We start from the raw sequence: 22,546 nt of genomic DNA, 5'->3' as shown, positions 1-22,546 counted from the left end.
AGCGACATGAGTCTCGACCGCCCGGTCTCCCCCAACCCCTACGACCTGCTTCCCCAGGTGCCCTCGTTCACCGTCACCAGCGACGACGTCACCGACGGTCGGCCGCTCAAGGACGACCAGGTCGCCGCCAAGGGCGACACCTCCCCCCAGCTCTCCTGGTCCGGGGCGCCCCAGGGCACCAAGAGCTACACGGTGACCTGCTTCGACCCCGACGCCCCGACCCCCAGCGGCTTCTGGCACTGGGTGCTGGTCGACCTTCCGGCCGAGTGCACCTCGCTGCCGGCGGGCATCGGCTCGGAGGCGGCCGACCTGCCCGGCAACGCGTTCATGTGCCGCAACGACGTCGGGACCAAGGCGTTCACGGGCGCCGCGCCCCCGGAGGGGGACCAGGTGCACCGCTACTTCTTCGTGGTGCACGCGGTCACCGAGGACAGCCTCGGTGTCGACTCCGACGCGTCCCCGGCCGTGGTCTCGTTCAACCTCGCGTTCAAGACCGCGGGCCGGGCGATCCTCCAGGGCACCTACCAGCACTGACCCGGAAGCGGGGCCGGCTCAGCCCTGGGAGGCCCTGCGCAGCAGCTCCTCGAACGGCGTCGGATCATCGAGCTCGTCCTCGACGGTCCGGCGCCGTTGCCCGCCGTCCTGGCTGCGGACCTTGCCGACCAGGGCCGCGAGCTCGCCGGCGGCCCGGCTGACCCTTGTGTCCAGGTCGGTGCCCGCGAAGTCGTCGGTCGCGGCGAACACCCCGGTCGGCACCACGACCGCGCGCAGGTAGGCGAACAGCGGTCGCAGGGCGTGCTCGAGCACCAGCGAGTGCCGCGGGGTGCCGGCGGTCGCGGCGACCAGCACCGGCTTGCCGTCGAGCAGCCCGGGGTCCAGCACGTCGAAGAACATCTTGAACAGCCCGGAGTACGACGCGGCGAAGACAGGCGTGACCGCGATCAGACCGTCGGCCCGGCGTACCGCCTCGACGGCCCCGGACAGTGCCGGCCCCGGGAAGCCGGTGAGCAGCCGGTCGGTCAGCTCGTGGGCGAGGTCGCGCAGCTCGACGTGGGTCACCTCGGCCTCCTCCAGCGCCTCGACGGTCGCGGCGGTCAGCCGCCCGGCGAGCAGACGGGTGGAGGACGGGGTCGAGAGGCCGGCGGAGACCACGACGAGCGACGTCATGCGGTCACCGCTTCCTGCTCGCGCGCGGCGGCCACGAGCGAGGCGTGCGTGGGGGCGTCCGGGACGTGCGCCGGTCGGCCCTCGGCGAACCCGGCACGCAGCTCCGGCAGGATCTCGCCGAGCAGGTCGAGCTGCTCCAGCACGGTCTTCAGCGGCAGGCCCGCGTGGTCGACCAGGAAGAGCTGGCGCTGGTAGTCGCCGGCGTAGTCGCGGAACGAGAGCGTGCGCTCGAGCACCTGCTGCGGGGATCCGACGGTCAGCGGGGTCTGCTCGGTGAAGTCCTCCAGGGACGGCCCGTGGCCGTAGACCGGCGCGTTGTCGAAGTACGGGCGGAACTCCTCCCGGGCCTCCTGGCTGTTGCGGCGCATGAAGAACTGACCGCCCAGGCCGACGATCGCGGTGTCGGCGGGCCCGTGGCCGTAGTGCTCGAAGCGGCGCCGGTAGAGGTCGACCATCGCCCTCGTGTGCGACGCCGGCCAGAAGATGTGGTTGTGGAAGAACCCGTCGCCGTAGTAGGCGGCCTGCTCGGCGATCTCGGGGCTGCGGATCGAGCCGTGCCACACGAACGGGGGGACGCCGTCCAGCGGCCGCGGGGTGGAGGTGAAGCCCTGCAGCGGGGTGCGGAAGCGACCCTCCCAGTTCACGACGTCCTCGCGCCACAGCCGGTGCAGCAGCGCGTAGTTCTCGACCGCGAGGTCGAGCCCGTGGCGGATGTCCTTGCCGAACCACGGGTAGACGGGGCCGGTGTTGCCGCGCCCCATCATCAGGTCGACCCGGCCGTCGGTCAGGTGCTGGAGCTTCGCGTAGTCCTCGGCGATCAGCACCGGGTCGGTCGTGGTGATCAGCGTGGTGGCGGTGGACAGGATGATCCGCTCGGTCTGCGCACCGACGTAGGCAAGCGTGGTGGTCGGCGCCGAGGCGATGAACGGCGGGTTGTGGTGCTCACCGGTGGCGAAGACGTCGAGGCCGATCTCCTCGGCCTTCCTGGCGATCGCGACGGTCGCCTTGATCCGCTCGTGCTCGGTCGGCGTCCGGCCCGTCGTGGGGTCGGTGGTGACGTCCCCGACCGTGAAGACGCCGATCTGCATGACCACTCACTTCTTCCGGCTGCTCCGCGGAAACTGGTTGAATCCGCAACTGCCTGCGCAACGTCCGGAGCGTCGTCTCCTATTCCGCCACCGGCGTGGCCACCACCACCACGTTGCTCAGGTAGCGCTCACCGTTCCAGTCCTCGCAGGTGACCAGCACCAGCCGGCCCCGGACCCGCTGGCTGAACAGCCGTCGGGCGTGCTTCGCCACCGCGCCCTTGCTGTAGACCGCGACGCGCTTGACGACGTAGTGGATGCGGCCACGATCGGTGCGCACCAGCACCCGGTCGCCGCGGCGCAGCGTCTCCAGGTCGTCGAGAGCGCCGCCACCGGTGTGCACCGTGTGCCCGGTGACGAGGGCAGTGCCCCGAGCCGCCCCGGGCCGCGCTCCCCCGGCCCACCAGCCGAGCTCCTGCGGGTCGCTGGGCGGCACCAGGATGCCGCCGGGCGCCTTGATCGGGAGCACCGGTGCGTCCACGTGCAGCGCCGGGATCACCACGCGTCGCGGCGCCCCGGGCACCCACGCCGCCGGCGCCGCCTCGGGGGCGGCGCCGGAGGTCGCCGCCCCGGTCGCCCCGGTCGACGCGCTCGACTCCGCCGAACCCGGTCGCTGGGCGGTCGTCCCGGACCCGGGCGCCTGGAGGAACCAGGCGACCAGTCCGCAGATCATGAGGACGGAGCCGGCCGCGGCCAACGCAGCGGTACGGCGGCCGCGGCCGGTCACCTCACTCCTCGATGTCGGCGCGAGCGCCGGAGCGGCGCCGGGTCAGGGCGGCACCCAGCGTCAGCAGGGCACCGACCGCCACGATCGCCAACGGCCAGGGCGAGCGCACGAACTGGCCGATCGCGGAGTGGCCGTGCTCACCGGCGTCGACCGCGGTCGGCACCTGGTCGGACCCGTTGGCCTGGGCCGGGGCGCTCGCCTGCTCGCCGAGCACCTGCACGTCGCCCTGCCCACCGGACTGCTCCCCGAGCACCTCGGTGTCGTTGTCGCTCGTGCTCCCGGAGCCGGTGTGGGTGCCGCCGGAGTGGCCGCCCGAGTGGCTGCTCGTGTCCCCGCCAGTCGACCCGCCGTTGTCGCCGCCGTTGTCCCCGCCGTTGTCCCCGCCGTTGTCCCCGCCGTTGTCCCCGCCGGTGTCGCCGCCGGCGGAGTCACAGGGGGCGACCCAGAAGACCTTGGTCTTGGTGTCGTTGCCGAGCGAGTGCGGGGTGGCCACGGTCAGCCGCACGTGGTACCCCTGCTTGGCCTGCGGGGTGCCGGTGAAAGAGAGCGTGTAGGTCTCGCGACCGTCGAGGCCGGTGGCGGTCCCGGCGCCGGTGGCCGGGTCGCCGCCCACGAAGACGTGGCTCGGGCCGTCGACGGTGATGCCGGCGTCCCGGGTCGGGGCCATGGCGGCGAAGGTGACCGTCGAGACGATGTCCTTGCCCTGGTCGAAGCCGTACCACTCCACCTCGAACGAGCAGCCCGGGTGGGGGGAGTTGTTCGGGATCGAGTCCATCTCGCCGAGCGGCGCGATCTTGACGGTGCCGTTGTTGCCGGGCGTCACGCCGTTGCCGTGGCTGCCGCTGTGGCCGTGCGTGCCACCGCTGTTGCCGTGGCTGCCGCCCTGGCCGTGCGTGCCACCGCTGTTGCCGTGCGTGCTGCCGCTCTGGCCGTGCGTGCCACCGCTGTTGCCGTGGTTGTTGGCATGCGTGGCGCCGCCCTGGCCCTTGTGCTGGCCCTTGTGCTTGCCCTGGTGCTTGCCCTGGTCGTTGTTCGAGCCCGAGCCCGGGTGACTGTGGTGACCCGCGCTGCCGTGGTCGCCACCGTGCCCGTTGCCCGGGTCGGCCAGCGCCGGGGCGGCGCCTGCGCCCCACAGCGTCAGCACGGAGGCGGCGGCCAGCGCGGTCGTCCGTCGGAGGTTCGGTGTTCCAGTCATCGTCTGCAGCTCCAGATGTCGGGCCGGGCGTGCCCGGCGTTCCAGTCGTCTAGCTGCACGGCCCGAGATCCCCCGTGCTGCGGGAGACGTGTCCGGAAGAGTTCGTGTTGAAACACGTTCTCCGACAAAATGTCTAGGCGCCCGCGTGGCGCGTGAGGCAGGACACCGTCCGTTCCCTATGGTCTAGACCGCAAATTCTCTCGGAAGGCAGTACTCGTGAGTCGACGACTGGGCTGCGCCCGCCGACGCCCCCTCCCCGTGCGCTGGTTCGCCGGCCCGGTCACCCTTCTTGTCACGACCCTGGTCACGACCCTGGTCACGACCCTGGTCATCCCGGCGGCCGCCACCTCCGCCGCCGTCGCGCCGGCCGGCGCCGCGTCCTCGGTGTCCCGCCCCGCCGCGACCGGGCAGCGGCAGGCGACGATCGACCTCCATCTGTACGAGTCCCGGGTGCTCGCCCTGGTCAACCGCCGCCGCACCGGGCACGGCCGTCGCCCCGTGCACCGGATCAGCCCGTGCGTGGACCGCCTCTCCGAGCGGTGGGCGGCCCACCTCGCGGAGACCGGCGGCTTCTACCACCGCGACCAGCACGTCGTGCTGCGCCGCTGCCACATGCACTGGGCCGGCGAGGCGCTGGCCCGCGGCACCGCCATGCGGGCCGGGCAGGCGGTCCGCGCGTGGATGGCCTCGCCGGAGCACCGCGCGGTCATCCTCAAGCGGCGGGCGAGACGCGCCGGCCTCGGCGTCCGGCTGGACTCCCAGGGCCGGGTGGTCCTGGTCCTGAACTTCGCCGACCCCCGGGCGTGACCGGCCCGGGGCTGCACGTCGCGATCGCGACCCGGGCGTTCCGCCGCTACTCGACGTACCGGGCCGCCACGCTCGCCGGGATCTTCACCAACTCCGTCTTCGGGGTGATCTACTCCTACGCCTACCTGGCGTTGTGGGACCAGCGGCCGCACGCCGGCGGCTACGACGCCGGCGACGCGGTCACCTACGTGTGGATCGGTCAGGCACTGCTCATGACCGTGGCGGTGTGGGGCGGCGGCACCACCGACGACCTCGCCGAGCGGATCCGCAACGGCGACGTCGCCGTGGACCTCTACCGGCCGGTCGGGCTGTTGGGGTGGTATCTCGCCGGGGACCTCGGGCGGGCCGCCTACCACCTGCTGACCCGCGGCCTGGCGCCCACGGTGATCGGCTGGCTGGTGTTCCACGACCTCTTCCGCTGGCCCGGCTCCCCCGTCGCGGCAGCCGGGGCGATGGCCAGCATCGCGCTCGCGGTGGTGGTCAGCTTCGCGATGCGGTTCCTCTTCGCCAGCACGTCGTTCTGGCTGCTCGACGCGCAGGGCGCGCGGCTGCTCGGCGGCGTGCTCGCGCTGTTCTTCAGCGGCATGATGCTGCCGCTGGTGATCTTCCCGGGCGCGCTCCGGACGGTCGCCCTCGCGCTGCCCTGGGCCTCCTACCTCCAGACGCCGGCGGACATCTGGCTCGGACAGCGCGCCGGCTGGGGGCTGGTCACCGGGCTGGGGCTCCAGCTGCTCTGGGCGCTGGTGCTGCTGGGCTGCTGTCAGCTGGTCCTCGCCGCCGCGACCCGCAAGGTGGTGGTCCAGGGTGGCTGAGCGTGCCCCGTGGCCGGGTGGGCCGCTGGCGGACTACCGCGCGATCGCCGGGATGTGGGTCCGAGCCTCGCTCGCCTACCGCGCCTCGTTCTGGGTGATGACGGTCGGTGGCGCCCTGGTCACCGGCCTCGACTTCGTCGGGCTGTGGCTGATGTTCCACACCATCGACACCCTCGGCGGCTTCACCCTCCCCGAGATCGGCCTGTTGTACGGCGCCACCGGACTCGGCATCGGGGTCGCCGACCTGCTCATCGGAAGCGTCGAGCGGATCGGCGTGCACGTGCGGATGGGCACCCTGGACACGATGATGGTGCGACCCGTGCCGCTGCTGGTGCAGGTCTGCGCCGACCGGTTCCAGCTGCGCCGGCTCTCCCGGATCGTCCAGGCACTGGTGGTGTTCGGGTGGGCCGCATGGTCCGTCGACTGGACGCCGTCGCGCGTGCTGGTGGCGCTGATGATGGTCGTGTGCTCCTCGACGATCTTCTTCTGCCTGTTCGTGGTCTTCTCGTGCGTGCAGTTCTGGACCAGTGATGCCAGCGAGTTCGCCAACGCGTTCACCTACGGGGGCAACACGATCACGCAGTACCCGCTCACCGTCTTCCCGCGCGAGCTGGTGAAGTCGCTGACGTTCGTGCTGCCGCTGGCGTTCGTCAACTGGTACCCCTGTCTCTACCTGCTCGGGCGGCCGGACCCGTTCGGGCTGCCCGACTGGCTGCAGCTCGCCGCCCCCGTGCCCGCGCTCGTCCTGGTCGCGGTCACCGCCCTGGTGTGGCGCACCGGGGTCCGCCACTACACCTCCACCGGGAGCTGACATGTCGCTCATCGAGGTCAAGGACCTGGAGCGCACCTTCACCGTGCGCGCCAAGGGCCCCGGCCGGCGTCGCACGACTCGCGAGGTGCGGGCCGTGCACGACCTGTCGTTCGCGGTGGAGGCGGGCGAGATGGTGGGCTACATCGGCCCGAACGGCGCCGGCAAGTCCACGACGATCAAGATGCTCACCGGGATCCTGGTGCCCACCTCCGGCCACCTGCGCGTCTCCGGGCTCGAGCCGAGCCGGCACCGGACCGAGCTCGCCCGGCGCATCGGGGTGGTCTTCGGGCAGCGCACCACCTTGTGGTGGGACCTGCCGCTGCGCGACTCCTTCGAGCTGCTGCGCAAGATCTACCGGGTCCCCGAGGACCGCCACCGGCGCAACCTCGGCGAGTACCTCGAGCTGCTGGACCTCGGCGACCTGCTCGACACCCCGGTCCGCCAGCTCAGCCTCGGCCAGCGGATGCGCGGAGACATCGTGGCGGCGCTGCTGCACGACCCCGAGATCCTCTACCTCGACGAGCCCACCATCGGGCTGGACGTCGTCAGCAAGGGCCGGCTGCGGGAGTTCCTGCGCACGCTCAACGTCGAGCGCGGCACCACCCTGCTGCTGACCACCCACGACCTGCAGGACATAGAGGCGCTGTGCCGGCGGGTGATCGTGATCGACCACGGCACCGCGGTCTTCGACGGGGACCTGGCCGGGCTGCACCGCGAGGGTGGCTCCACCCGCACCCTCGTGGTCGACCTGGTCGACGAGGCTCCCCCGATCTCGGTGCCGGGGGCGCAGGTGCGCCGGATCGAGGGCCCGCGGCAGTGGCTGTCGTTCGCCACCGACGCCAGCGCGGCGCCGATCGTGGCGGCCGTCGCGGCGTCGTACGACGTCGCCGACCTCTCGATCCAGGAGCCCGACATCGAGGACGTGATCCGCGACCTCTACTCGCGCTAGTCGATCCCCTCCTGGGGGGTTCCTTGATCGGCACCCGGGTACGAGACAGTCTCGAAGGACGTCTATCCGGAGGAGAGACATGCCAGACCTGCCCCAGCCGACCGACGGCACCGCAGCCGCCGCCGCCCCGTCAGAGGAGGCGCGCCTCGGGTCCACGATGGAGAACGGCGCCCCCGCGCCCAGCGACCGCAACTCGCTGACCCTCGGGCCGGACGGGCCGATCCTGCTGCACGACGTGCACTTCTTGAACCAGATGGCGCACTTCAACCGGGAGCGGATCCCGGAGCGCAACGTGCACGCCAAGGGCTCCGGCGCCTTCGGCGTCTTCGAGACCACCGAGGACGTGTCCGCCTACACCAAGGCCGCGCTCTTCCAGCCGGGCGTCACGACCGAGATGCTCGCCCGCTTCTCGACCGTGGCCGGCGAGCAGGGTGCCCCCGACACCTGGCGCGACCCGCGCGGCTTCGCGCTGAAGTTCTACACCTCCGAGGGCAACTACGACCTGGTCGGCAACAACACCCCGATCTTCTTCGTCCGCGACACGATGAAGTTCCCGCACTTCATCCGCAGCCAGAAGCGCCGCGGCGGCTCCGGGCTGCGCGACAACAACATGCAGTGGGACTTCTGGACGCTGAACCCGGAGTCGGCCCACCAGGTGACCTACCTGATGGGCGACCGCGGCATCCCCAGGACGCTCCGGCACATGAACGGCTACGGCTCTCACACCTACCTGTGGATGAACGCTGCCGGGGAGAAGCACTGGGTGAAGTACCACTTCCACAGCGACCAGGGCGTCGAGGGACTCGCCGACGCCGACGCGACCCGGATCGCCGGCGAGGACGCCGACTTCCACCGGCGCGACCTCTACACCGCCATCGCCCGTCAGGAGTTCCCGAGCTGGACCCTCTCGGTGCAGCTGATGCCGTACGACGACGCGAAGACCTACCGGATCAACCCGTTCGACCTGACCAAGGTGTGGCCGCACAGCGACTACCCGCTGGTCAAGGTCGGCACGATGACGCTGAACCGCAACCCGGAGAACTTCTTCGCCGAGATCGAGCAGGCCGCCTTCGAGCCGAGCGCGATCGTGCCGGGCATCGGCTTCAGCCCCGACAAGATGCTGCTCGGTCGCGCGTTCGCCTACGCCGACACCCACCGCTACCGGATCGGCCCGAACTACCACCAGCTCCCGGTGAACCGGCCTCGGGTGCCGGTGAACACCTACACCCAGGACGGGCCGATGGCCTTCGAGCACCGGGCCGACGACCCGGTCTACGCCCCCAACTCCTTCGGCCGCGGGTACGCCGACGAGGTGGGCGTCGCGACCGACGGCTGGGAGGCCGACGGCGCCATGGTCCGCCAGGCCTACACGCTGCGCCCCGACGACGACGACTGGTCACAGGCCGGCAGGCTGGTGCGCGAGGTCTGGAACGACGACCAGCGCGAGCAGTTCGTGCAGACCGCCGCCGGCCACCTGCTGGCCGGGGTGGAGGGCGACGTGCTCGAGCGAGCGTTCGCCTACTGGAGGAACGTCGACGCCGAGACCGGCAAGCGGATCGAGCAGCTCGTGCGGTCGAAGTCCGAGGGAGACATGCCCGGGGGCCAGCCCGACCGGGCGAAGGCCGACGCGGCCGAGCCGGTGGTCGAGTCGCACACCCAGGCCCGCAGCTGACGCCCCTCGTCAGCGCCCATGGGGCCGGTCTCGGCCAGGACCCCGACGGCGACCCGCTCACCGCGCTCGAGCGGGTCGCCGGGCTGGGCGCGGACTTCGTCGAGCTGGACGTACGCCGCTGCCGGGACGGCGCGCTCGTGGTCGCGCACGACCGTGAGCTGCTCGTCGACGGCGGCACCCGGCGGCTGGCGGGGCTGACCGGCGCGGAGGCCCTGGCCGCCGCGCCCGGCCTGCTGCGCTACGAGACCGCGCTCGACGTGCTTCGCGGTCGGGCCCGGGCCCACCTGGACCTGAAGCTCCGCTCCCAGGACTCGGTGCACGAGCTGGCGGCGGTCGAGCGGGCGGTCGAGGCGCTCGGTGCCGATCGCGTCCTGGTCACCACCGGCAACGTGCACACGGTCCAGGCCGTCCGCGCCTGGGCGCGCGGGCGGCATCCGGGCCTGCTGGCGGCGCTGAGCGTCGGCGGCTCGGTGGCCGGGCGGCCGCCGGCGGTCCAGCTGCGCGCCGTCCGCGACCAGCTCCTCCCGGGCCACCTCCTGGCCGAGTCCGGGGCCGACGCCGTGGCGGCCAACCACTGGCTGGCCCTGCTGACGGTGGCGCGGCTGGCGCGCCGGAGACGACTGCCCCTCGCGGTGTGGACCGTCGACCACGACCGGTGGCTCCGCCACTGGCTGCGCCCGGGGCGCGCCTGGCTGGTGGTGACCAACCGGCCGGCGCGGGCGCTGGAGCTCCGCGGCGGTGCCGGTGCCGGTGCCCCCGACGGTGCCCCCGGCGGTGCTAGGTGAGGATGAAGGCGCCGAGCGCCACCACGCCCACCACCACGATGAAGCCGCGCAGCACCGAGGCGGGCAGCCGGCGCCCGACGGTGGCGCCGATCTGGCCGCCGATGACCGAGCCGACCCCGATCAGCACGACGACCTGCCAGTCCACGTGGGCGACCAGGACGAACAACAGCCCCGCGACGCCGTTGACGATCGCGGCCAGCACGTTCTTCACCGCGTTCAGCCGCTGCATCGACTCCTCGACGCCGATGCCGAGCACCGCCATCAGCAGCACGCCCTGGGCGGCGCCGAAGTAGCCGCCGTACACGCCGGTCAGCGCCACCGCCGGCCACACCCACCACGCGCCGTGGTGCGGGAGGCCGCCGTGTGCCTCGTGGCGTCGGGCCACCCACGCGGAGATCCGCGGCTGGAAGACCACCAGCACCAGCCCGAGCAGGATCAGGGCCGGCACGATCGCACCGAACGCGCCGGGGAATCCCAGCAGCAGCAGGCCACCCGCCAGGCCGCCCAGCAGCGAGGCGACGACGAGGCGGAGCACCCGGCCCCGCTGACCGTCCAGCTCGCGGCGGTAGCCGATCGCGCCGGACACCGAGCCGGGCACCAGCCCCACGGTGTTGGAGACGTTCGCGGTCACGGGCGGGATGCCGAACGCCAGCAGGGTCGGGAACGTGATCAGCGTCCCCGACCCCACCAGCGTGTTGATGGCGCCGGCGGCCAGGCCTGCGAGCAGGACGGCCGCGTCCTGGTACGGCGTCACGGTGCGGCCGGTGCCTCCCCGTCATCCGTCGTGTCCCCGGGCGTCGGGAGGCCCGGGTCCTCGACGGCGGGCCGCCGGCTGCGTCCCTCCGCGGCGCTCTCGGCCTCCGCGATCGCCGCCCGGACCGCCTCGTCGGTGGCGCTCATCTCGCTGTCGCGCCCCGGCAGCTGAGGCTCGGTCGGCCCCATGTCCACCCGCTTGGCGGGCCCCGAGGTCTCCTGCGGGATGCCCTGCAGGCTGTTCATGGTCGAGCCAAGCCCCTCCAGCGCCTTGCCGATCTCGGAGGGGACGATCCAGACCTTGTTGGCGTCGCCCTCGGCGATCTTCGGCATCATCTGCAGGTACTGGTAGGCCAGCAGCGACTGGTCCGGGCGCCCGTCGTGGATCGCCTGGAACACCGTCTGGATCGCCTGGCCCTCACCCTGGGCCCGTAGGATCGAGGACTCCCGGTCGGCCTGCGCACGCAGGATCTGCGACTCGCGGGCACCCTCGGCGGTGAGGATCGAGGACTGCTTGGCACCCTCGGCGGTCAGGATCGCGGCCTGCCGCTGTCCCTCGGCGGTGAGGATGACCGCGCGCTTCTCGCGGTCCGCGCGCATCTGCTTCTCCATCGAGTCCTTGATCGACGGCGGCGGGTCGATGCCCTTGAGCTCCACCCGGTTGACCCGGATGCCCCACTTGCCGGTCGCCTCGTCCAGGACGCCGCGCAGGCCGGAGTTGATCTGGTCGCGGCTGGTCAGCGTCTCCTCGAGGTCCATGCCGCCGACGATGTTGCGCAGCGTGGTCATCGTCAGCTGCTCGATGGCCTGGATGTAGTTGGCGATCTCGTAGGTCGCGGCGATCGGGTCGGTCACCTGGAAGTAGATGACGGTGTCGATCGAGACCACCAGGTTGTCCTCGGTGATCACCGGCTGCGGCGGGAAGCTGACCACCTGCTCGCGCAGGTCGATCAGGTAGTGCACCTTGTCCACGAACGGCACCACGACGTTGAGTCCGGCGGGCAGGGTCTGCTTGTACTTGCCGAACCTCTCGACGATGCCGGCCCGGGCCTGCGGCACGATCCGCACGGTCTTGGCGAGCAGCACGATGACGAACAGCAGCAGCAGCGCCACGATGATCAGCAGGGCCGTCATGCCGTCCTCCTCTCATTGGGATGGATACAGGTCCGGGGTGGGGCGCCGTCGGCGCCGGTGTCAGGGCTCCAGGGTCGGAACCGGGTGGACGTACGCCGTGGCGCCACGGATCTCGAAGACCTCGACCGTCTCCCCCGGTTCGATGGTGAGGTGCTCGTCGTAGGGCGCCGCGGACCAGATCTCCCCGGCCAGCCGGACCCGGCCCGGCTCGATCGCGGTGATCCGCTCGGTCACCAGCGCGCGCTGGCCGAGCAGCTTGCGCTGCCCCAGCACCAGCTCGGGACCGGCGTGCAGCCGACGCACGACGCTGGGCCGCACCAGCGCCAGCATCGCCACCGAGGCGGCCGCCGCGACCAGCGCCTGGGCGATGAGCGGCGCGCCGAGCAGCGCGGCGACCAGACCGGCCGTCGAGCCGACCGCAAGCATGATCAGGACCAGGTCCAGGCTGAACATCTCGGCCACACCCAGCGCGATGGCCAGCGTCAGCCAGCCCGCCCACTGGTTGTCCCCGAGCCAGTCCATGCCATGACCCTACCGGTGCCGCACGCGTCGACGGGCCGCGAAACGGCCGTCCTCACGACTCAACACCAGCGGCATGCCGAATGTCGCCGAGAGGTTCTCCTCGGTGATGACGTGGTCGAGCAGACCGGCGGCCACGACCCCGCCCTGGCGCAGCAGCAGCGCGTGGGTGAAGCCCGGCGGGATCTCCTCCACGTGGTGGGAGACCAACACGGTCGCCGGCGAGTCCGGATCCATGGCCAGCACCGACAGGGTGGAGACCAGGTCCTCGCGGCCACCGAGGTCCAGGCCGGCGGCGGGCTCGTCCAGCAGCAGCAGCTCGGGGTCGGCCATCAGCGCCCGGGCGATCTGGACGCGCTTGCGCTCCCCCTCGCTGAGGGTGCCGAAGGTGCGGTCGGCCAGGTGGGCGGCCCCGACCTCGGTGAGCAGGTCGAGGGCCCGGTCGTGGTCGAGGCCGTCGTACTCCTCGCGCCAGCGGCCGACCACGGCGTAGGAGGCGGACACGACGACGTCGCGCACCCGCTCGCTGCGCGGGATCCGCTCGGCCAGGGCCGCGCTGGCCAACCCGATGCGGGGGCGGAGCTCGAACACGTCGACCGTGCCGAGCACCTCCTCGAGGATGCCGGCGACGCCGGTGGTCGGGTGCAGCTGCGCCGAGGCGACCTGCAGCAGCGTGGTCTTGCCGGCGCCGTTGGGGCCGAGGATCACCCAGCGCTCGTCCTCCTCGACGGTCCACGAGACGGCGTCGAGCAGCGTGGCCTGGCCGCGCCGGACGGTGACGTCTGCGAACTCCAGGACGGCGGTCATGGCGGTCACCCTATCCGGCGTACCGTCGGGCCTCGTGACAGCGCCCTCGGCCAGCCTGCCCGCGTCGTGCCGCCTCGCCTGGTGGGGCACGGCGTGGTTGCGCGGGCACGTCGTGACCGACTTCCTCGTCGACGCCGTGCTCGGCGAGGACGCCACCCACGCGGTGGCCGGCCTGCCCGGCAGCGACGTCACCGAGACGCTGGTGGGCGCGCTGGGGCGGCTGCGCAGCGCGGGCGCGACGGCGTTCGGCGCCGCACTGCCCGCCGAGGGGGACCCTGTGGGCCTCGGCGGCCCCCGCGACTTCAACACCGCCGCGCTGGAGGCCGGCGAGGCGGTCGTCGTGACGGGCACCGGCCTGGGCCTGGTGCCCCAGCGGGTCGGTGCCGCGGTGGCCTGGGTGGTGCTGCCCGCCCAGCGCCGCCAGCTGCCCGACGTGGGCGAGGCCGACCGGACGCTGCGGGCCACGCTTCTGGAGGCGGCGGACGGGCTGGCTCGCCTCGACGTGGCCCGCTGGCGGCCCGAGGTCGCCGACCGGCTGATGAACCTGCGGCGGCGGGCGGCCGTCGACGCGCCCGCGGGCGTGCCGGCCCGCTGCGTGGAGCTGGCGGCACGAGGCGTGCAGGCGATGGAGATCGCCGACCTGGCGCTGGAGGACGACGGCGGCGCGGTGTCGGCCTACGACATCGAGGCGCGCCGCGCCACGCTGCAGCCGCTGGCCCGCGCCGGGCGGCACGCCCTGGTGGCCGCCTGCTCGCCCGAGGTGTGGCCGCCGGGGTGAGACGGTCCGGCGGTGCCATGGGCGCGCGGGCGATAGCCTCGGCGGCGATGCCCCAGACGTCGCCCCGCACCCCCGAGACCCTGCTCATCACGCTGACCGGCAAGGACCGGCCGGGTGTGACGTCCACGCTGCTCGGCACCCTGGCCCACGTGGGCGTCGACGTCATCGACATCGAGCAGATCGTGCTGCGGGGGCGGCTGATCCTCGGGGTGCTGGTCACCACGCCGCGCGACTGGCGCCGGCTGCAGTCCGCGGTCGAGGACACCGCGCGCGACCTCGGCATGGCCGTGGACGTCGACCGTGGTGTCGGCGACACCAGGAACCGGGGCGGCGGCCGCGCCCACGTGACGGTCATCGGCATGCCGCTGCGGGCCGCCGCGATGGCCGCGGTGGCCGGCCGGATCGCCGACAGCGGCGCGAACATCGACCGGATGGAGCGGATGGCGCGCTACCCGGTCACCGCGATCGACCTGCACGTCTCGGGCACCGACCCCGACGCGCTGCGCGGCGTGCTCGCGGCCGAGGCGGCCCGGCAGGGCATCGACATCGCGGTGCAGCCCGCCAACCTGCTGCGCCGCGGCATGCGGCTGATCGTGATGGACGTCGACTCCACGCTCGTGCAGGGCGAGGTGATCGAGATGCTGGCCGCGCACGCCGGCTGCGAACGCGAGGTGGCCGCGGTGACCGAGTCGGCGATGCGCGGCGAGGTGGACTTCGAGGAGTCGCTGCGGCGCCGGGTCGCCCTGCTCGAGGGCGTCCCGGCGTCCGCGCTCGACGAGGTCTACGACGCGATCGAGCTCGCGCCCGGCGCCCGCACGATGGTGCGGACCCTGCGTCGCCTGGGCTACCGGTTCGCGATCGTCTCGGGCGGCTTCAGCCAGATCACCGACCGCCTGGCCGCCGACCTCGGCATCCACTTCTCCCGCGCCAACGAGCTCGAGATCGTCGACGGGCGGCTCACCGGCCGGATCGTGGGCGAGGTGGTGGACCGGGCCGGCAAGGCCGCGGCGCTGCGCCAGTTCGCCGCCGAGGTCGGGGTGCCGGAGGCGGCCGTGATCGCGATCGGCGACGGCGCCAACGACCTCGACATGCTGGCCGCCGCCGGGCTCGGCATCGCCTACAACGCCAAGCCGGTGGTGCAGGACGCGGCCGACACCTCGGTCAACGTGCCCTACCTCGACGCGATCGTCTACCTGCTGGGGATCTCCCGCGAGGAGATCGAGCAGGCCGACGCGGAGGCCGGCATCGTCACGCCGTCGCCGCCGGTGTGACGGAGGCGAGGAACGCGCGCACCCGTTCCCTCAGCAGCGCCGACGCCTCCGGGTCGTAGGCGTCGAGCGAGGAGTCGGCGAAGAGGTGCTGGTCGCCGGGGTAGACGAACAGCTCCGCGGCCGCCGCGGACCCGGCGAGCTCACGTGCGGCCGGCAGGTCCTCCTCGAAGAACTCGTCGCCCTCCTTGCCGTGGATCTGCACCGGCACCGCCTCCGGCCACGCCTCCCCGAACTCCGCGACCGGGAGGCAGGAGTGGAGGAGCAGTGCCCCGCGGGCGCCGGGCCGGGTCTGGGCGAGCCGTTGCGCGATCGTCACGCCGAAGGAGAATCCGGCGTAGACGAGCCCGGCACCGAGCTCCTCGGCCGCGGCGGCGCCCCGCTCCCGGATCGCGTCGAACCCCGTCTCCCGTGCGAATCCGAAACCCTCCTCGATGCTGCCGAACGTGCGGCCGCCGAACAGGTCGGGCGTGTGCACGGTGTGCCCGGCAGTCCGCAGGTCGTCGGCGAAGGCCCGCACTCCGTCGGTCAGGCCCTGGATGTGGTGGTAGAGCAGCACCTCGGCCATGTCAGCGATCTCCCTCACCCAATGAACGGCTTTTTTGGAACATTCCGCGATGCTAGTCTGTTCGGCCATGGCCGACAACCCACCCGACTACGAGCTGGCCGATCGGATGGCGCTGACCATGCCGGCCCAGGTGAAGGCGGTCGGCCACCCGCTGCGCACCACGATCCTGCAGCTCCTCCACGAACGCGCCGCCACCGTCACCGAGCTCGCGGCTGCGGTCGGGCGCCCCAAGAGCACGGTCGCGCACCACGTGGACGTGCTCACCCGCAACGGCCTGCTGCAGGTGGTGCGCACCCGGAAGGTGCGGGCGGTCGAGGAGCGCTACTACGGGCGCACCGCGCGCATGTTCCACGTGGCAGCGGAGCCATCAGCCGAGGGCGGCGAGCTGCCCGGCGACTTCAACGACTTCGAGGTGGCCGCCCGCGAGTCCGCGGCCGCGTTCGAGCAGGGGAGGCTCTGGGGATTCATCCGGCATGCGCGCATCTCCGAGGACCAGGCCTCCCGGTTCTGGGGCCGGCTGGCCGAGCTGGTCGAGGAGTTCGATCGGATGCCGAGGTCCGGCGACACCGTGTACGGGTTCGCGATCGGCATCTACCCGACCGACCACCCGACCCTGCCGACGACCCCGCCGACCCAGTGAGGCGGCCCGGTCGCGCGCGCCGGCTCACCCCCGGGCGACGTGGAACGCCAGGACCGTCGCGGTCGCCGGGGCGAGGTCGGCCCAGTCCCCGCCGAAGCCGAAGAGCGTGACCGCACCGGTCGGGTAGCCGCCGGCCATCGCGGTCGCCGCCTCGACGTCGCCCTCGCCGTCGTCGAGCAGGTGCGCGAGGTAGGCGACGGTCGGGTTGTGGCCGATCACCACCAGGGTGCGCGCCTCCCCCGGGGTGAGCCGGATCAGGTCCATGGCGGTCTCCGGCCCGGCGCCGTAGAACCCGCGGTCGAGGTCGGGCACGACGTCCCACCCCGCGGCGCGGGCCATCGCCTCCCAGGTCTGCCGGGTCCGGGTGGCGGCCGACACCAGTGCGTGGTCGGCGCCCACCCCCTGCCCGGCGAGCCACCGCCCGGCGGCCGCGGCGTCGGCGCGGCCGCGATCCTCGAGCTCTCGCTCGGCGTCGGTCGGCCCGTCCTGGCGGGCCTTGGCGTGGCGAACGAGCACGATCCGTCGTGACAGGGGCTGCACGGAAGAACTGTACGACCGTCGATGCCCTAGCCTCCCTTCCATGCCCAGCGGACCCCTCATGATCATCGGCGGTGCCGAGGACAAGCTCCGGCGGCGGACGATCCTCACGGACTTCGTCGCCGCCAGCGGCGGGGAGCAGGCCCGTATCGCGGTCATCCCCACCGCCTCCTCCCTCGGGCAGGAGGTCGTCGAGGTCTATGACGCGCTGTTCCGCAAGCTCGGGGCCGCCGACGTCGTCGCCGTCCGGCCCGAGAGCCGGGAGGACGCGCACGACCCGGCGCTGGTGGCCCGGCTCGAGGCCGCGACCGGGATCTTCATGACCGGCGGCAACCAGCTGAAGCTCTCCGCGCTGGTCTGCGGCACCCCGCTGGCCGACGCGATCCGAGCCGCCCACCAGCGTGGCGTGGTCGTGGCCGGCACGTCCGCCGGCGCCAGCATCCAGTCCTCCCACATGGTCGCCTTCGGCGGCCCGGGCGCCACCCCCAAGCAGCGGATGACCCAGGTGGCGGCCGGGCTGGGCCTGCTGGACTCCACGGTGATCGACCAGCACTTCGACCAGCGCAACCGGTACGGTCGGCTGCTGATGATCGTGGCCCAGTCGCCCCAGCTGCTGGGTATCGGTGTCGACGAGGACACCGCCGCCGTGGTCGAGCACGTCGACGGCCACGACGTGATGCAGGTCGTGGGCCGCGGCGCGGTCACGGTGCTGGACCCCTCACGGATCGTCACCAACGCCTACGACGCGAGCCGGTCGACCACCCTGCTCGCCAGCGGCGTCGTGCTGCACGTGCTCCCCGACGGGTCGCGGTTCGACCTGACCACCCGCACGCTGCTGCCCGAGCCCGGCCTTGTCGACCTCGCCGAGGCCGCCGACCTGGCCGAGGCGGGACAGGACCTGCGCAACCTCGCCCGCGACATCGCCGCCGCCGACAAGTCCCCCACCGCGCTGCGCCGGCGGCTCGCCCGTCGTCGTCCCCCCGCCGGGGCGAGCCCGGACACCACCCCCCAGCAGGACCCCCGGCAGGACCCCCAGCAGGATGGAGCCTTCTGATGTCCCAGCGCCCCACCGCCGACCTCGCGATCCTCGAGACCCGGGTCTACCGCGGTCCGAACATCTGGTCCTACGACCGCGCCATCCACCTCGTGGTCGACCTGGGCACCCTGGAGCAGTTCCCCAGCAACACCGTCCCGGGGTTCACCGACACGCTGCTGCAGCTGCTGCCAGGCCTGCGCGAGCACTCCTGCTCCCGCGGCCGGCGCGGCGGCTTCGTCGAGCGGTTGAACGAGGGGACCTGGTTGGGCCACGTCGCCGAGCACTGCGCGCTGGCGTTGCAGCAGGTCGTCGGCCACGACGTGCGCCGCGGCAAGACCCGCTCGGTGAAGGGCCAGCCGGGCCAGTACCACGTCGTCTACGCCTTCATCGACGAGCAGGTCGGCCTCGCGGCCGGGCGGCTCGCCGTACGCCTGGTCAACCACCTGGTCGAGGCCGACCCGGAGTTCGACTGGGAGCACGAGCTCGAGTCGTTCATCCTGCGCGCCGAGCGGACCGCGTTCGGTCCCTCCACCCAGGCCATCCTCGATGAGGCCGGCTCCCGCGACATCCCCTGGATCCGGCTCAACCAGCACTCCCTGGTCCAGCTCGGCCAGGGCGTGCACGCCAAGCGGATCCGCGCGACGATGACCTCGGCCACGAGCGCGATCGCGGTGGACATCGCCTCCGACAAGGACCTGACGACCCGGCTGCTCGGCGCCGCCGGTCTGCCGGTGCCGAAGCAGGAGTCGGTGCGCACCGGTGACCAGGCGGTGCGGGTCGCCGAGCGGATCGGCTACCCGGTGGTGCTCAAGCCGCTGGATGGCAACCACGGCCGCGGCGTGTGCCTGGACCTGCAGGACGCGGAGGAGGTCCGGGCCGCCTTCCCGGTCGCCCGCGACCAGTCCCGTCGTGGCGTCGTGGTGGTGGAGTCCTTCGTGACCGGCAAGGACTACCGCTGCCTGATCATCGACGGCAGGGTCGCCGCGATCGCCGAGCGGGTCCCCGCCTCGGTCACCGGCGACGGCACCAGCACGGTCGAGCAGCTGGTCGACACCGCCAACGCCGACCCCCGGCGCGGGGTCGGGCACGAGAAGGTGCTGACCCGGATCAGGGTCGACGACGCAGCGGTGGCGCTGGTCCGCGAGCAGGGCTTCGAGATGACCGACGTCCCCGCCGAGGGCACCATGGTCAAGCTCGCGCTGACCGGCAACATGTCGACCGGAGGCATCTCGATCGACCGGACCTTCGAGGCGCACCCGGAGAACGTGGAGATCGCCGAGGAGGCGGCCCGGATGATCGGGCTGGACATCGCCGGCATCGACTTCATCTGCCCCGACATCACCGAGCCGGTCCGCGAGACCGGCGGCGCGATCTGCGAGGTCAACGCCGCACCCGGCTTCCGGATGCACACCCACCCGACGATCGGCGAGCCGCAGTTCATCGCCAAGCCGGTGGTCGACATGCTCTTCCCGCCCGGCACCGCCTCGCGGATCCCGATCGTCGCCGTGACCGGCACCAACGGGAAGACGACCACCGCCCGGATGATCTCCCACATCTTCAAGGGCATGGGCCGCAAGGTCGGGATGACCTCCACCGACGGTGTGGTCATCGACGAGCGCCTGGTGATCCGTAGCGACGCGTCCGGCCCGCGCTCGGCCCGGATGGTGCTGCAGAACCCGCGGGTCGACTTCGCGGTCTTCGAGGTCGCGCGCGGCGGCATCCTGCGCGAGGGCCTGGGCTATGAGCGCAACGACGTGGCCGTGGTGCTCAACGTGCAGCCCGACCATCTCGGGCTGCGCGGCATCGACACCGTCGAGCAGCTCGCCGACGTCAAGGGCGTGCTGGTCGAGGCGGTGCCGCGCGACGGGCACGCCGTGCTCAACGCCGACGACCCGCTGGTGCGCGAGATGCGCCGCCGGTGCTCCGGCGAGGTCGTGTGGTTCTCGATGGAGGAGCCGGGCTCCGAGGCGCGGGAGATGATCGACGCGCACTGCCGGCGCGGCGGCAAGGCGCTGGTCCTCGAGCCCTCCGACCGCGGCGAGATGATCGTGGTCCGGCACGGCCGCCGGGAGATGCAGCTGGCCTGGACCCACCTGCTGCCGGCGACCTTCGCCGGGCGCGCCCGGATGAACGTGCAGAACACCCTCGCGGCCGCCGCCGCGGCGTTCGCGGCCGGGGCACCGCTGCACGACATCCGGCAGGGCCTGCGCAGCTTCTCGACGAACTACTACCTCTCCCCCGGCCGGCTCAACGAGGTCGACGTCAACGGCGTGAACGTCATCGTCGACTACTGCCACAACGCGCCGGGCATGAAGATGCTGGGCGACTTCGTCGACCGGGTCGGTGACTCGCTGGAGTCCAGCCACGACCTCGCCCGCCCCTCCCGCATCGGCATCATCGCCACCGCCGGCGACCGGCGCGACGAGGACATGCGCGAGCTCGGCCACGTGGCGGCCCAGCACTTCGACGTGGTCATCGTGCGCGAGGACGTCGCGCTGCGCGGCCGCCAGCGCGGCGAGACCGCCGGGCTCGTCATCGAGGGCGTCCGCGCCGCGATGGCCGACGGCTCCCGGTGCAAGCAGGTCGAGCAGGTCCTCGACGAGATCGACGCGGTCCGGCACGGGCTGACCCGGTCCAACGCCGGCGACCTGGTCGTGGTGTGCGTCGACAAGCACGCCGCGGTCATGGGCGAGCTCGAGACGTGGTCCAACCAGGCGCAGGCGGGGGCGACGGCGAACCCGGAGACGCCCGCGGCGGATCCCGACTACGCCGCGCGGACGCCCGTGGTCAGCTGACCCCGGCGGCGGCCCGCACCTTGTCCCGGAGGGTCTCCGGGCCGTCGGGCGTGCCGCCGTGCGCGGCGATCCAGTCGTAGACCGCGGCCCGCTCGGCGTGGCACATCAGCGCCACCACGTCGCCGGGCTGCGCCCGCTCCACCAGCGCCGCGAGGCCCGCCACCTCGGTCGGGTACGACGTCACGCCGCTGACCCCGACCCGCTCGGCACCGGTCCGCAGGAGCTCGTCGAGCTCCTCGACCGACCGGCCGCGCAGGTAGTGCGCCTTGTGGGCGATCACCATCAGGTCGCTGTCGCGCGCGCCGATCTCGGCCAGCTTCTCGATCAGGTCGTCCTGCCGGTCCCCGACCACCCCGAGCGCCAGCAGCAGCCGCGCGCCGGGGCGGCGTACGCCGCTCGCGACCTCCAGCAGCGCCTCGAGCCCGGCCTCGTTGTGCGCGAGGTCCACGACGACGGAGACCTCGCCGAGGGAGAACAGGTTCATCCGCCCGGGGTTGTGCTCGGAGTCGGGCAGGAACGTGCGCAGCCCCTCGACCACGACCTCGCGCGGGATGCCGAGCGCGAGCGCCGCGGAGGCGGCCGCCAGCGTGTTCTCGACGTTGAAGCGGGACAGCCCGGCCAGCGTCATCGGCACGTCCACGAGCGCGACCAGCGGGTCGGGGTCGGCCCCGGGCACGAACACGGCCACCTGGCCGTCGATGACGCTCGTGGCCCGGCCGCCCCCGGTGAGGGTCTCGCGGATGGCCGGGCTGTCGGGGTCGCGGGAGAACACCCACGGCCGCGCCTTGACCACGTGGCGCATCGCGAGCACTCGCGGGTCGTCGGCGTTGAGCACCGACCAGCCGTCCTTGCGGGTGATCTGCGCGACCACGGACTTGACCTCGGCGAGCTGGTCCACGGTGTCGATGCCGTGCAGGCCGAGGTGGTCCGCGGAGACGTTGGTGACCACCGAGACGTCGTTGCGGGTCAGGCCGATGCCCTTGAGCAGGATGCCGCCCCGGGCGGTCTCGGTCACGGCCAGCTCGACCGCCTCGTGGGCCAGCACGCGCCCCGCACCGCTGGGCCCGGAGTAGTCGCCGGCCTCGACCAGCTCACCGTTGACGTAGATCCCGTCGGTGCTCGACCAGCCCACGCCCAGGCCGTGGGTGCGCCCGATGTGGGCGATCATCCGCGAGGTGGTGGTCTTGCCGTTGGTGCCGGTGACGGCCACCACCGGGACCCGGGGCGTCAGCGTCTGCGGCGCGGGCCCCGCCTCGGCGGCGGCGACCGCCGCGGCGGCCCGCCCGACCGCCGCCTCGACGTCGGACGCCGGGAGCGCGTCGAGCACCTCCGCCACGGACCGGGCCAGCACCTCCGCCCGGGTCCGGTGCCGCCACGGGTAGGCGACCACCAGGCGGTGCGGGTCCACGGTCGGCCGGACACGTACGGCGAGCCGGGTGGTGCCGGACTCCGCCGCAACGGCCCGGACCAGGCGAGCCACCGCCCGGGCCGCGAACCGTTGCCGGAAGCCGGTCTCCGGGTCACCCGGCCGGGCCGAGGCCAGCCCGATCCGGCGGGCCAGCCGGGCCACGCCCTCGGTCTCCGCGGCGGCCAGCCCGGTGATGTCCAGCGTCAGCTTGACCGCCGCGCGTGGGAAGTACAGGTTGGGGCCCTCCAGGACCCGGACCTCGACCAGCGCGCCCGGAGAGTGCTGCGTCACCC

At 72.9% G+C, this 22,546-nt stretch carries 23 protein-coding genes; 12 read left to right on the top strand and 11 right to left on the bottom strand.

Annotated features, from left to right (window positions below; all coding sequences use genetic code 11):
- Positions 1-6: 6 nt before the first annotated feature.
- On the top strand, positions 7-534 hold the full coding sequence (locus tag BJZ21_RS09355; RefSeq protein ID WP_179663483.1) for a YbhB/YbcL family Raf kinase inhibitor-like protein: 528 nt from the start codon (positions 7-9) through the stop codon (positions 532-534).
- Positions 535-552: 18 nt separating this feature from the next.
- Here the strand turns inward: BJZ21_RS09355 and BJZ21_RS09350 are convergent, their stop codons facing one another.
- From BJZ21_RS09350 to BJZ21_RS09335, 4 genes are all read right to left on the bottom strand, one after another.
- The gene (locus BJZ21_RS09350) at positions 553-1,167 is read right to left on the bottom strand and encodes an FMN reductase (RefSeq protein ID WP_179663482.1); all 615 of its coding nucleotides are present in this window, start codon (positions 1,165-1,167) and stop codon (positions 553-555) included.
- The gene (locus BJZ21_RS09345) at positions 1,164-2,255 is read right to left on the bottom strand and encodes an LLM class flavin-dependent oxidoreductase (protein WP_179663481.1); all 1,092 of its coding nucleotides are present in this window, start codon (positions 2,253-2,255) and stop codon (positions 1,164-1,166) included. Before BJZ21_RS09345 ends, BJZ21_RS09350 begins: the two co-directional genes overlap by 4 nt.
- 79 nt (positions 2,256-2,334) lie before the next feature.
- Positions 2,335-2,979 carry a class F sortase gene (locus tag BJZ21_RS09340; RefSeq protein WP_343052069.1) on the bottom strand — a complete coding sequence of 215 codons (645 nt, stop codon included), beginning with the start codon at positions 2,977-2,979 and terminating at the stop codon, positions 2,335-2,337.
- 1 nt (position 2,980) lies between these two features.
- Positions 2,981-4,174 (bottom strand): hypothetical protein, encoded by a 1,194-nt coding sequence (locus tag BJZ21_RS09335; RefSeq protein WP_179663480.1) that lies wholly within the window; start codon positions 4,172-4,174, stop codon positions 2,981-2,983.
- A 216-nt stretch (positions 4,175-4,390) separates the two neighbouring features.
- Here BJZ21_RS09335 and BJZ21_RS21715 point away from each other — a divergent pair, with 216 nt between their 5' ends.
- From BJZ21_RS21715 to BJZ21_RS09305, 6 genes are all read left to right on the top strand, one after another.
- Positions 4,391-4,981: a CAP domain-containing protein gene (locus BJZ21_RS21715; RefSeq protein WP_179663479.1), complete on the top strand. Its 591-nt coding sequence runs from the start codon at positions 4,391-4,393 to the stop codon at positions 4,979-4,981.
- On the top strand, positions 4,978-5,793 hold the full coding sequence (locus BJZ21_RS09325) for an ABC transporter permease (RefSeq protein WP_343052068.1): 816 nt from the start codon (positions 4,978-4,980) through the stop codon (positions 5,791-5,793). Before BJZ21_RS21715 ends, BJZ21_RS09325 begins: the two co-directional genes overlap by 4 nt.
- Positions 5,786-6,604 (top strand): ABC transporter permease, encoded by an 819-nt coding sequence (locus tag BJZ21_RS09320; protein WP_343052067.1) that lies wholly within the window; start codon positions 5,786-5,788, stop codon positions 6,602-6,604. The genes BJZ21_RS09325 and BJZ21_RS09320 overlap by 8 nt, the downstream gene beginning before the upstream one ends.
- A 1-nt stretch (position 6,605) precedes the next feature.
- Positions 6,606-7,553: an ABC transporter ATP-binding protein gene (locus tag BJZ21_RS09315; protein WP_179663478.1), complete on the top strand. Its 948-nt coding sequence runs from the start codon at positions 6,606-6,608 to the stop codon at positions 7,551-7,553.
- A gap of 157 nt (positions 7,554-7,710) precedes the next feature.
- A complete protein-coding gene (locus tag BJZ21_RS09310; RefSeq protein WP_246299123.1) occupies positions 7,711-9,225 on the top strand; it encodes a catalase in 1,515 nt (504 codons plus the stop codon).
- Positions 9,222-10,010 (top strand): glycerophosphodiester phosphodiesterase, encoded by a 789-nt coding sequence (locus BJZ21_RS09305; RefSeq protein WP_179665614.1) that lies wholly within the window; start codon positions 9,222-9,224, stop codon positions 10,008-10,010. Before BJZ21_RS09310 ends, BJZ21_RS09305 begins: the two co-directional genes overlap by 4 nt.
- On the opposite strand, the gene BJZ21_RS09300 is transcribed toward BJZ21_RS09305, so the two are convergent.
- From BJZ21_RS09300 to BJZ21_RS09285, 4 genes are read right to left on the bottom strand one after another with little or no spacing between them, the layout of a single operon-like run.
- Complete coding sequence (locus BJZ21_RS09300; RefSeq protein ID WP_179663476.1) at positions 10,003-10,764, bottom strand: TSUP family transporter; 762 nt, start codon at positions 10,762-10,764, stop codon at positions 10,003-10,005. The genes BJZ21_RS09305 and BJZ21_RS09300 overlap by 8 nt on opposite strands.
- The gene (locus tag BJZ21_RS09295; protein ID WP_246298479.1) at positions 10,761-11,897 is read right to left on the bottom strand and encodes an SPFH domain-containing protein; all 1,137 of its coding nucleotides are present in this window, start codon (positions 11,895-11,897) and stop codon (positions 10,761-10,763) included. The genes BJZ21_RS09300 and BJZ21_RS09295 overlap by 4 nt, the downstream gene beginning before the upstream one ends.
- 60 nt (positions 11,898-11,957) lie before the next feature.
- A complete protein-coding gene (locus BJZ21_RS09290; protein ID WP_179663475.1) occupies positions 11,958-12,419 on the bottom strand; it encodes an NfeD family protein in 462 nt (153 codons plus the stop codon).
- Between the two features lie 9 nt (positions 12,420-12,428).
- A complete protein-coding gene (locus tag BJZ21_RS09285; RefSeq protein ID WP_179663474.1) occupies positions 12,429-13,223 on the bottom strand; it encodes an ABC transporter ATP-binding protein in 795 nt (264 codons plus the stop codon).
- A gap of 34 nt (positions 13,224-13,257) precedes the next feature.
- Here BJZ21_RS09285 and BJZ21_RS09280 point away from each other — a divergent pair, with 34 nt between their 5' ends.
- Both BJZ21_RS09280 and serB read left to right on the top strand, forming a co-directional pair.
- Complete coding sequence (locus BJZ21_RS09280) at positions 13,258-14,001, top strand: hypothetical protein (protein WP_343052066.1); 744 nt, start codon at positions 13,258-13,260, stop codon at positions 13,999-14,001.
- Positions 14,002-14,048: 47 nt separating this feature from the next.
- The gene (serB, locus tag BJZ21_RS09275; RefSeq protein WP_179663472.1) at positions 14,049-15,272 is read left to right on the top strand and encodes a phosphoserine phosphatase SerB; all 1,224 of its coding nucleotides are present in this window, start codon (positions 14,049-14,051) and stop codon (positions 15,270-15,272) included.
- Here serB and BJZ21_RS09270 read toward each other — a convergent pair.
- Positions 15,250-15,855 carry a dienelactone hydrolase family protein gene (locus tag BJZ21_RS09270; protein ID WP_343052065.1) on the bottom strand — a complete coding sequence of 202 codons (606 nt, stop codon included), beginning with the start codon at positions 15,853-15,855 and terminating at the stop codon, positions 15,250-15,252. The two genes, serB and BJZ21_RS09270, sit on opposite strands and share 23 nt — an antisense overlap.
- 49 nt (positions 15,856-15,904) lie before the next feature.
- Between BJZ21_RS09270 and BJZ21_RS09265 the strand changes: the two genes are divergently transcribed.
- Positions 15,905-16,477, top strand: coding sequence for an ArsR/SmtB family transcription factor (locus BJZ21_RS09265; protein WP_179663471.1), 573 nt, complete (start codon positions 15,905-15,907; stop codon positions 16,475-16,477).
- Positions 16,478-16,501: 24 nt separating this feature from the next.
- Here the strand turns inward: BJZ21_RS09265 and BJZ21_RS09260 are convergent, their stop codons facing one another.
- On the bottom strand, positions 16,502-17,017 hold the full coding sequence (locus tag BJZ21_RS09260; RefSeq protein ID WP_343052064.1) for a SixA phosphatase family protein: 516 nt from the start codon (positions 17,015-17,017) through the stop codon (positions 16,502-16,504).
- Between the two features lie 40 nt (positions 17,018-17,057).
- Between BJZ21_RS09260 and BJZ21_RS09255 the strand changes: the two genes are divergently transcribed.
- Both BJZ21_RS09255 and cphA read left to right on the top strand, forming a co-directional pair.
- The gene (locus BJZ21_RS09255; protein ID WP_179663469.1) at positions 17,058-18,068 is read left to right on the top strand and encodes a cyanophycinase; all 1,011 of its coding nucleotides are present in this window, start codon (positions 17,058-17,060) and stop codon (positions 18,066-18,068) included.
- Positions 18,068-20,845, top strand: a complete 2,778-nt coding sequence (gene cphA / locus BJZ21_RS09250; RefSeq protein ID WP_179663468.1) for a cyanophycin synthetase — start codon at positions 18,068-18,070, stop codon at positions 20,843-20,845. The genes BJZ21_RS09255 and cphA overlap by 1 nt, the downstream gene beginning before the upstream one ends.
- On the opposite strand, the gene BJZ21_RS09245 is transcribed toward cphA, so the two are convergent.
- Positions 20,838-22,544: a Mur ligase family protein gene (locus BJZ21_RS09245; protein WP_179663467.1), complete on the bottom strand. Its 1,707-nt coding sequence runs from the start codon at positions 22,542-22,544 to the stop codon at positions 20,838-20,840. The genes cphA and BJZ21_RS09245 overlap by 8 nt on opposite strands.
- Positions 22,545-22,546: the final 2 nt, after the last annotated feature.

The sequence above is a fragment of the Nocardioides panaciterrulae genome (genome assembly GCF_013409645.1).
In the GTDB taxonomy this organism is placed as follows: Bacteria; Actinomycetota; Actinomycetes; order Propionibacteriales; family Nocardioidaceae; genus Nocardioides; species Nocardioides panaciterrulae.
This window is presented reverse-complemented; position numbering and strand designations above follow the sequence as displayed.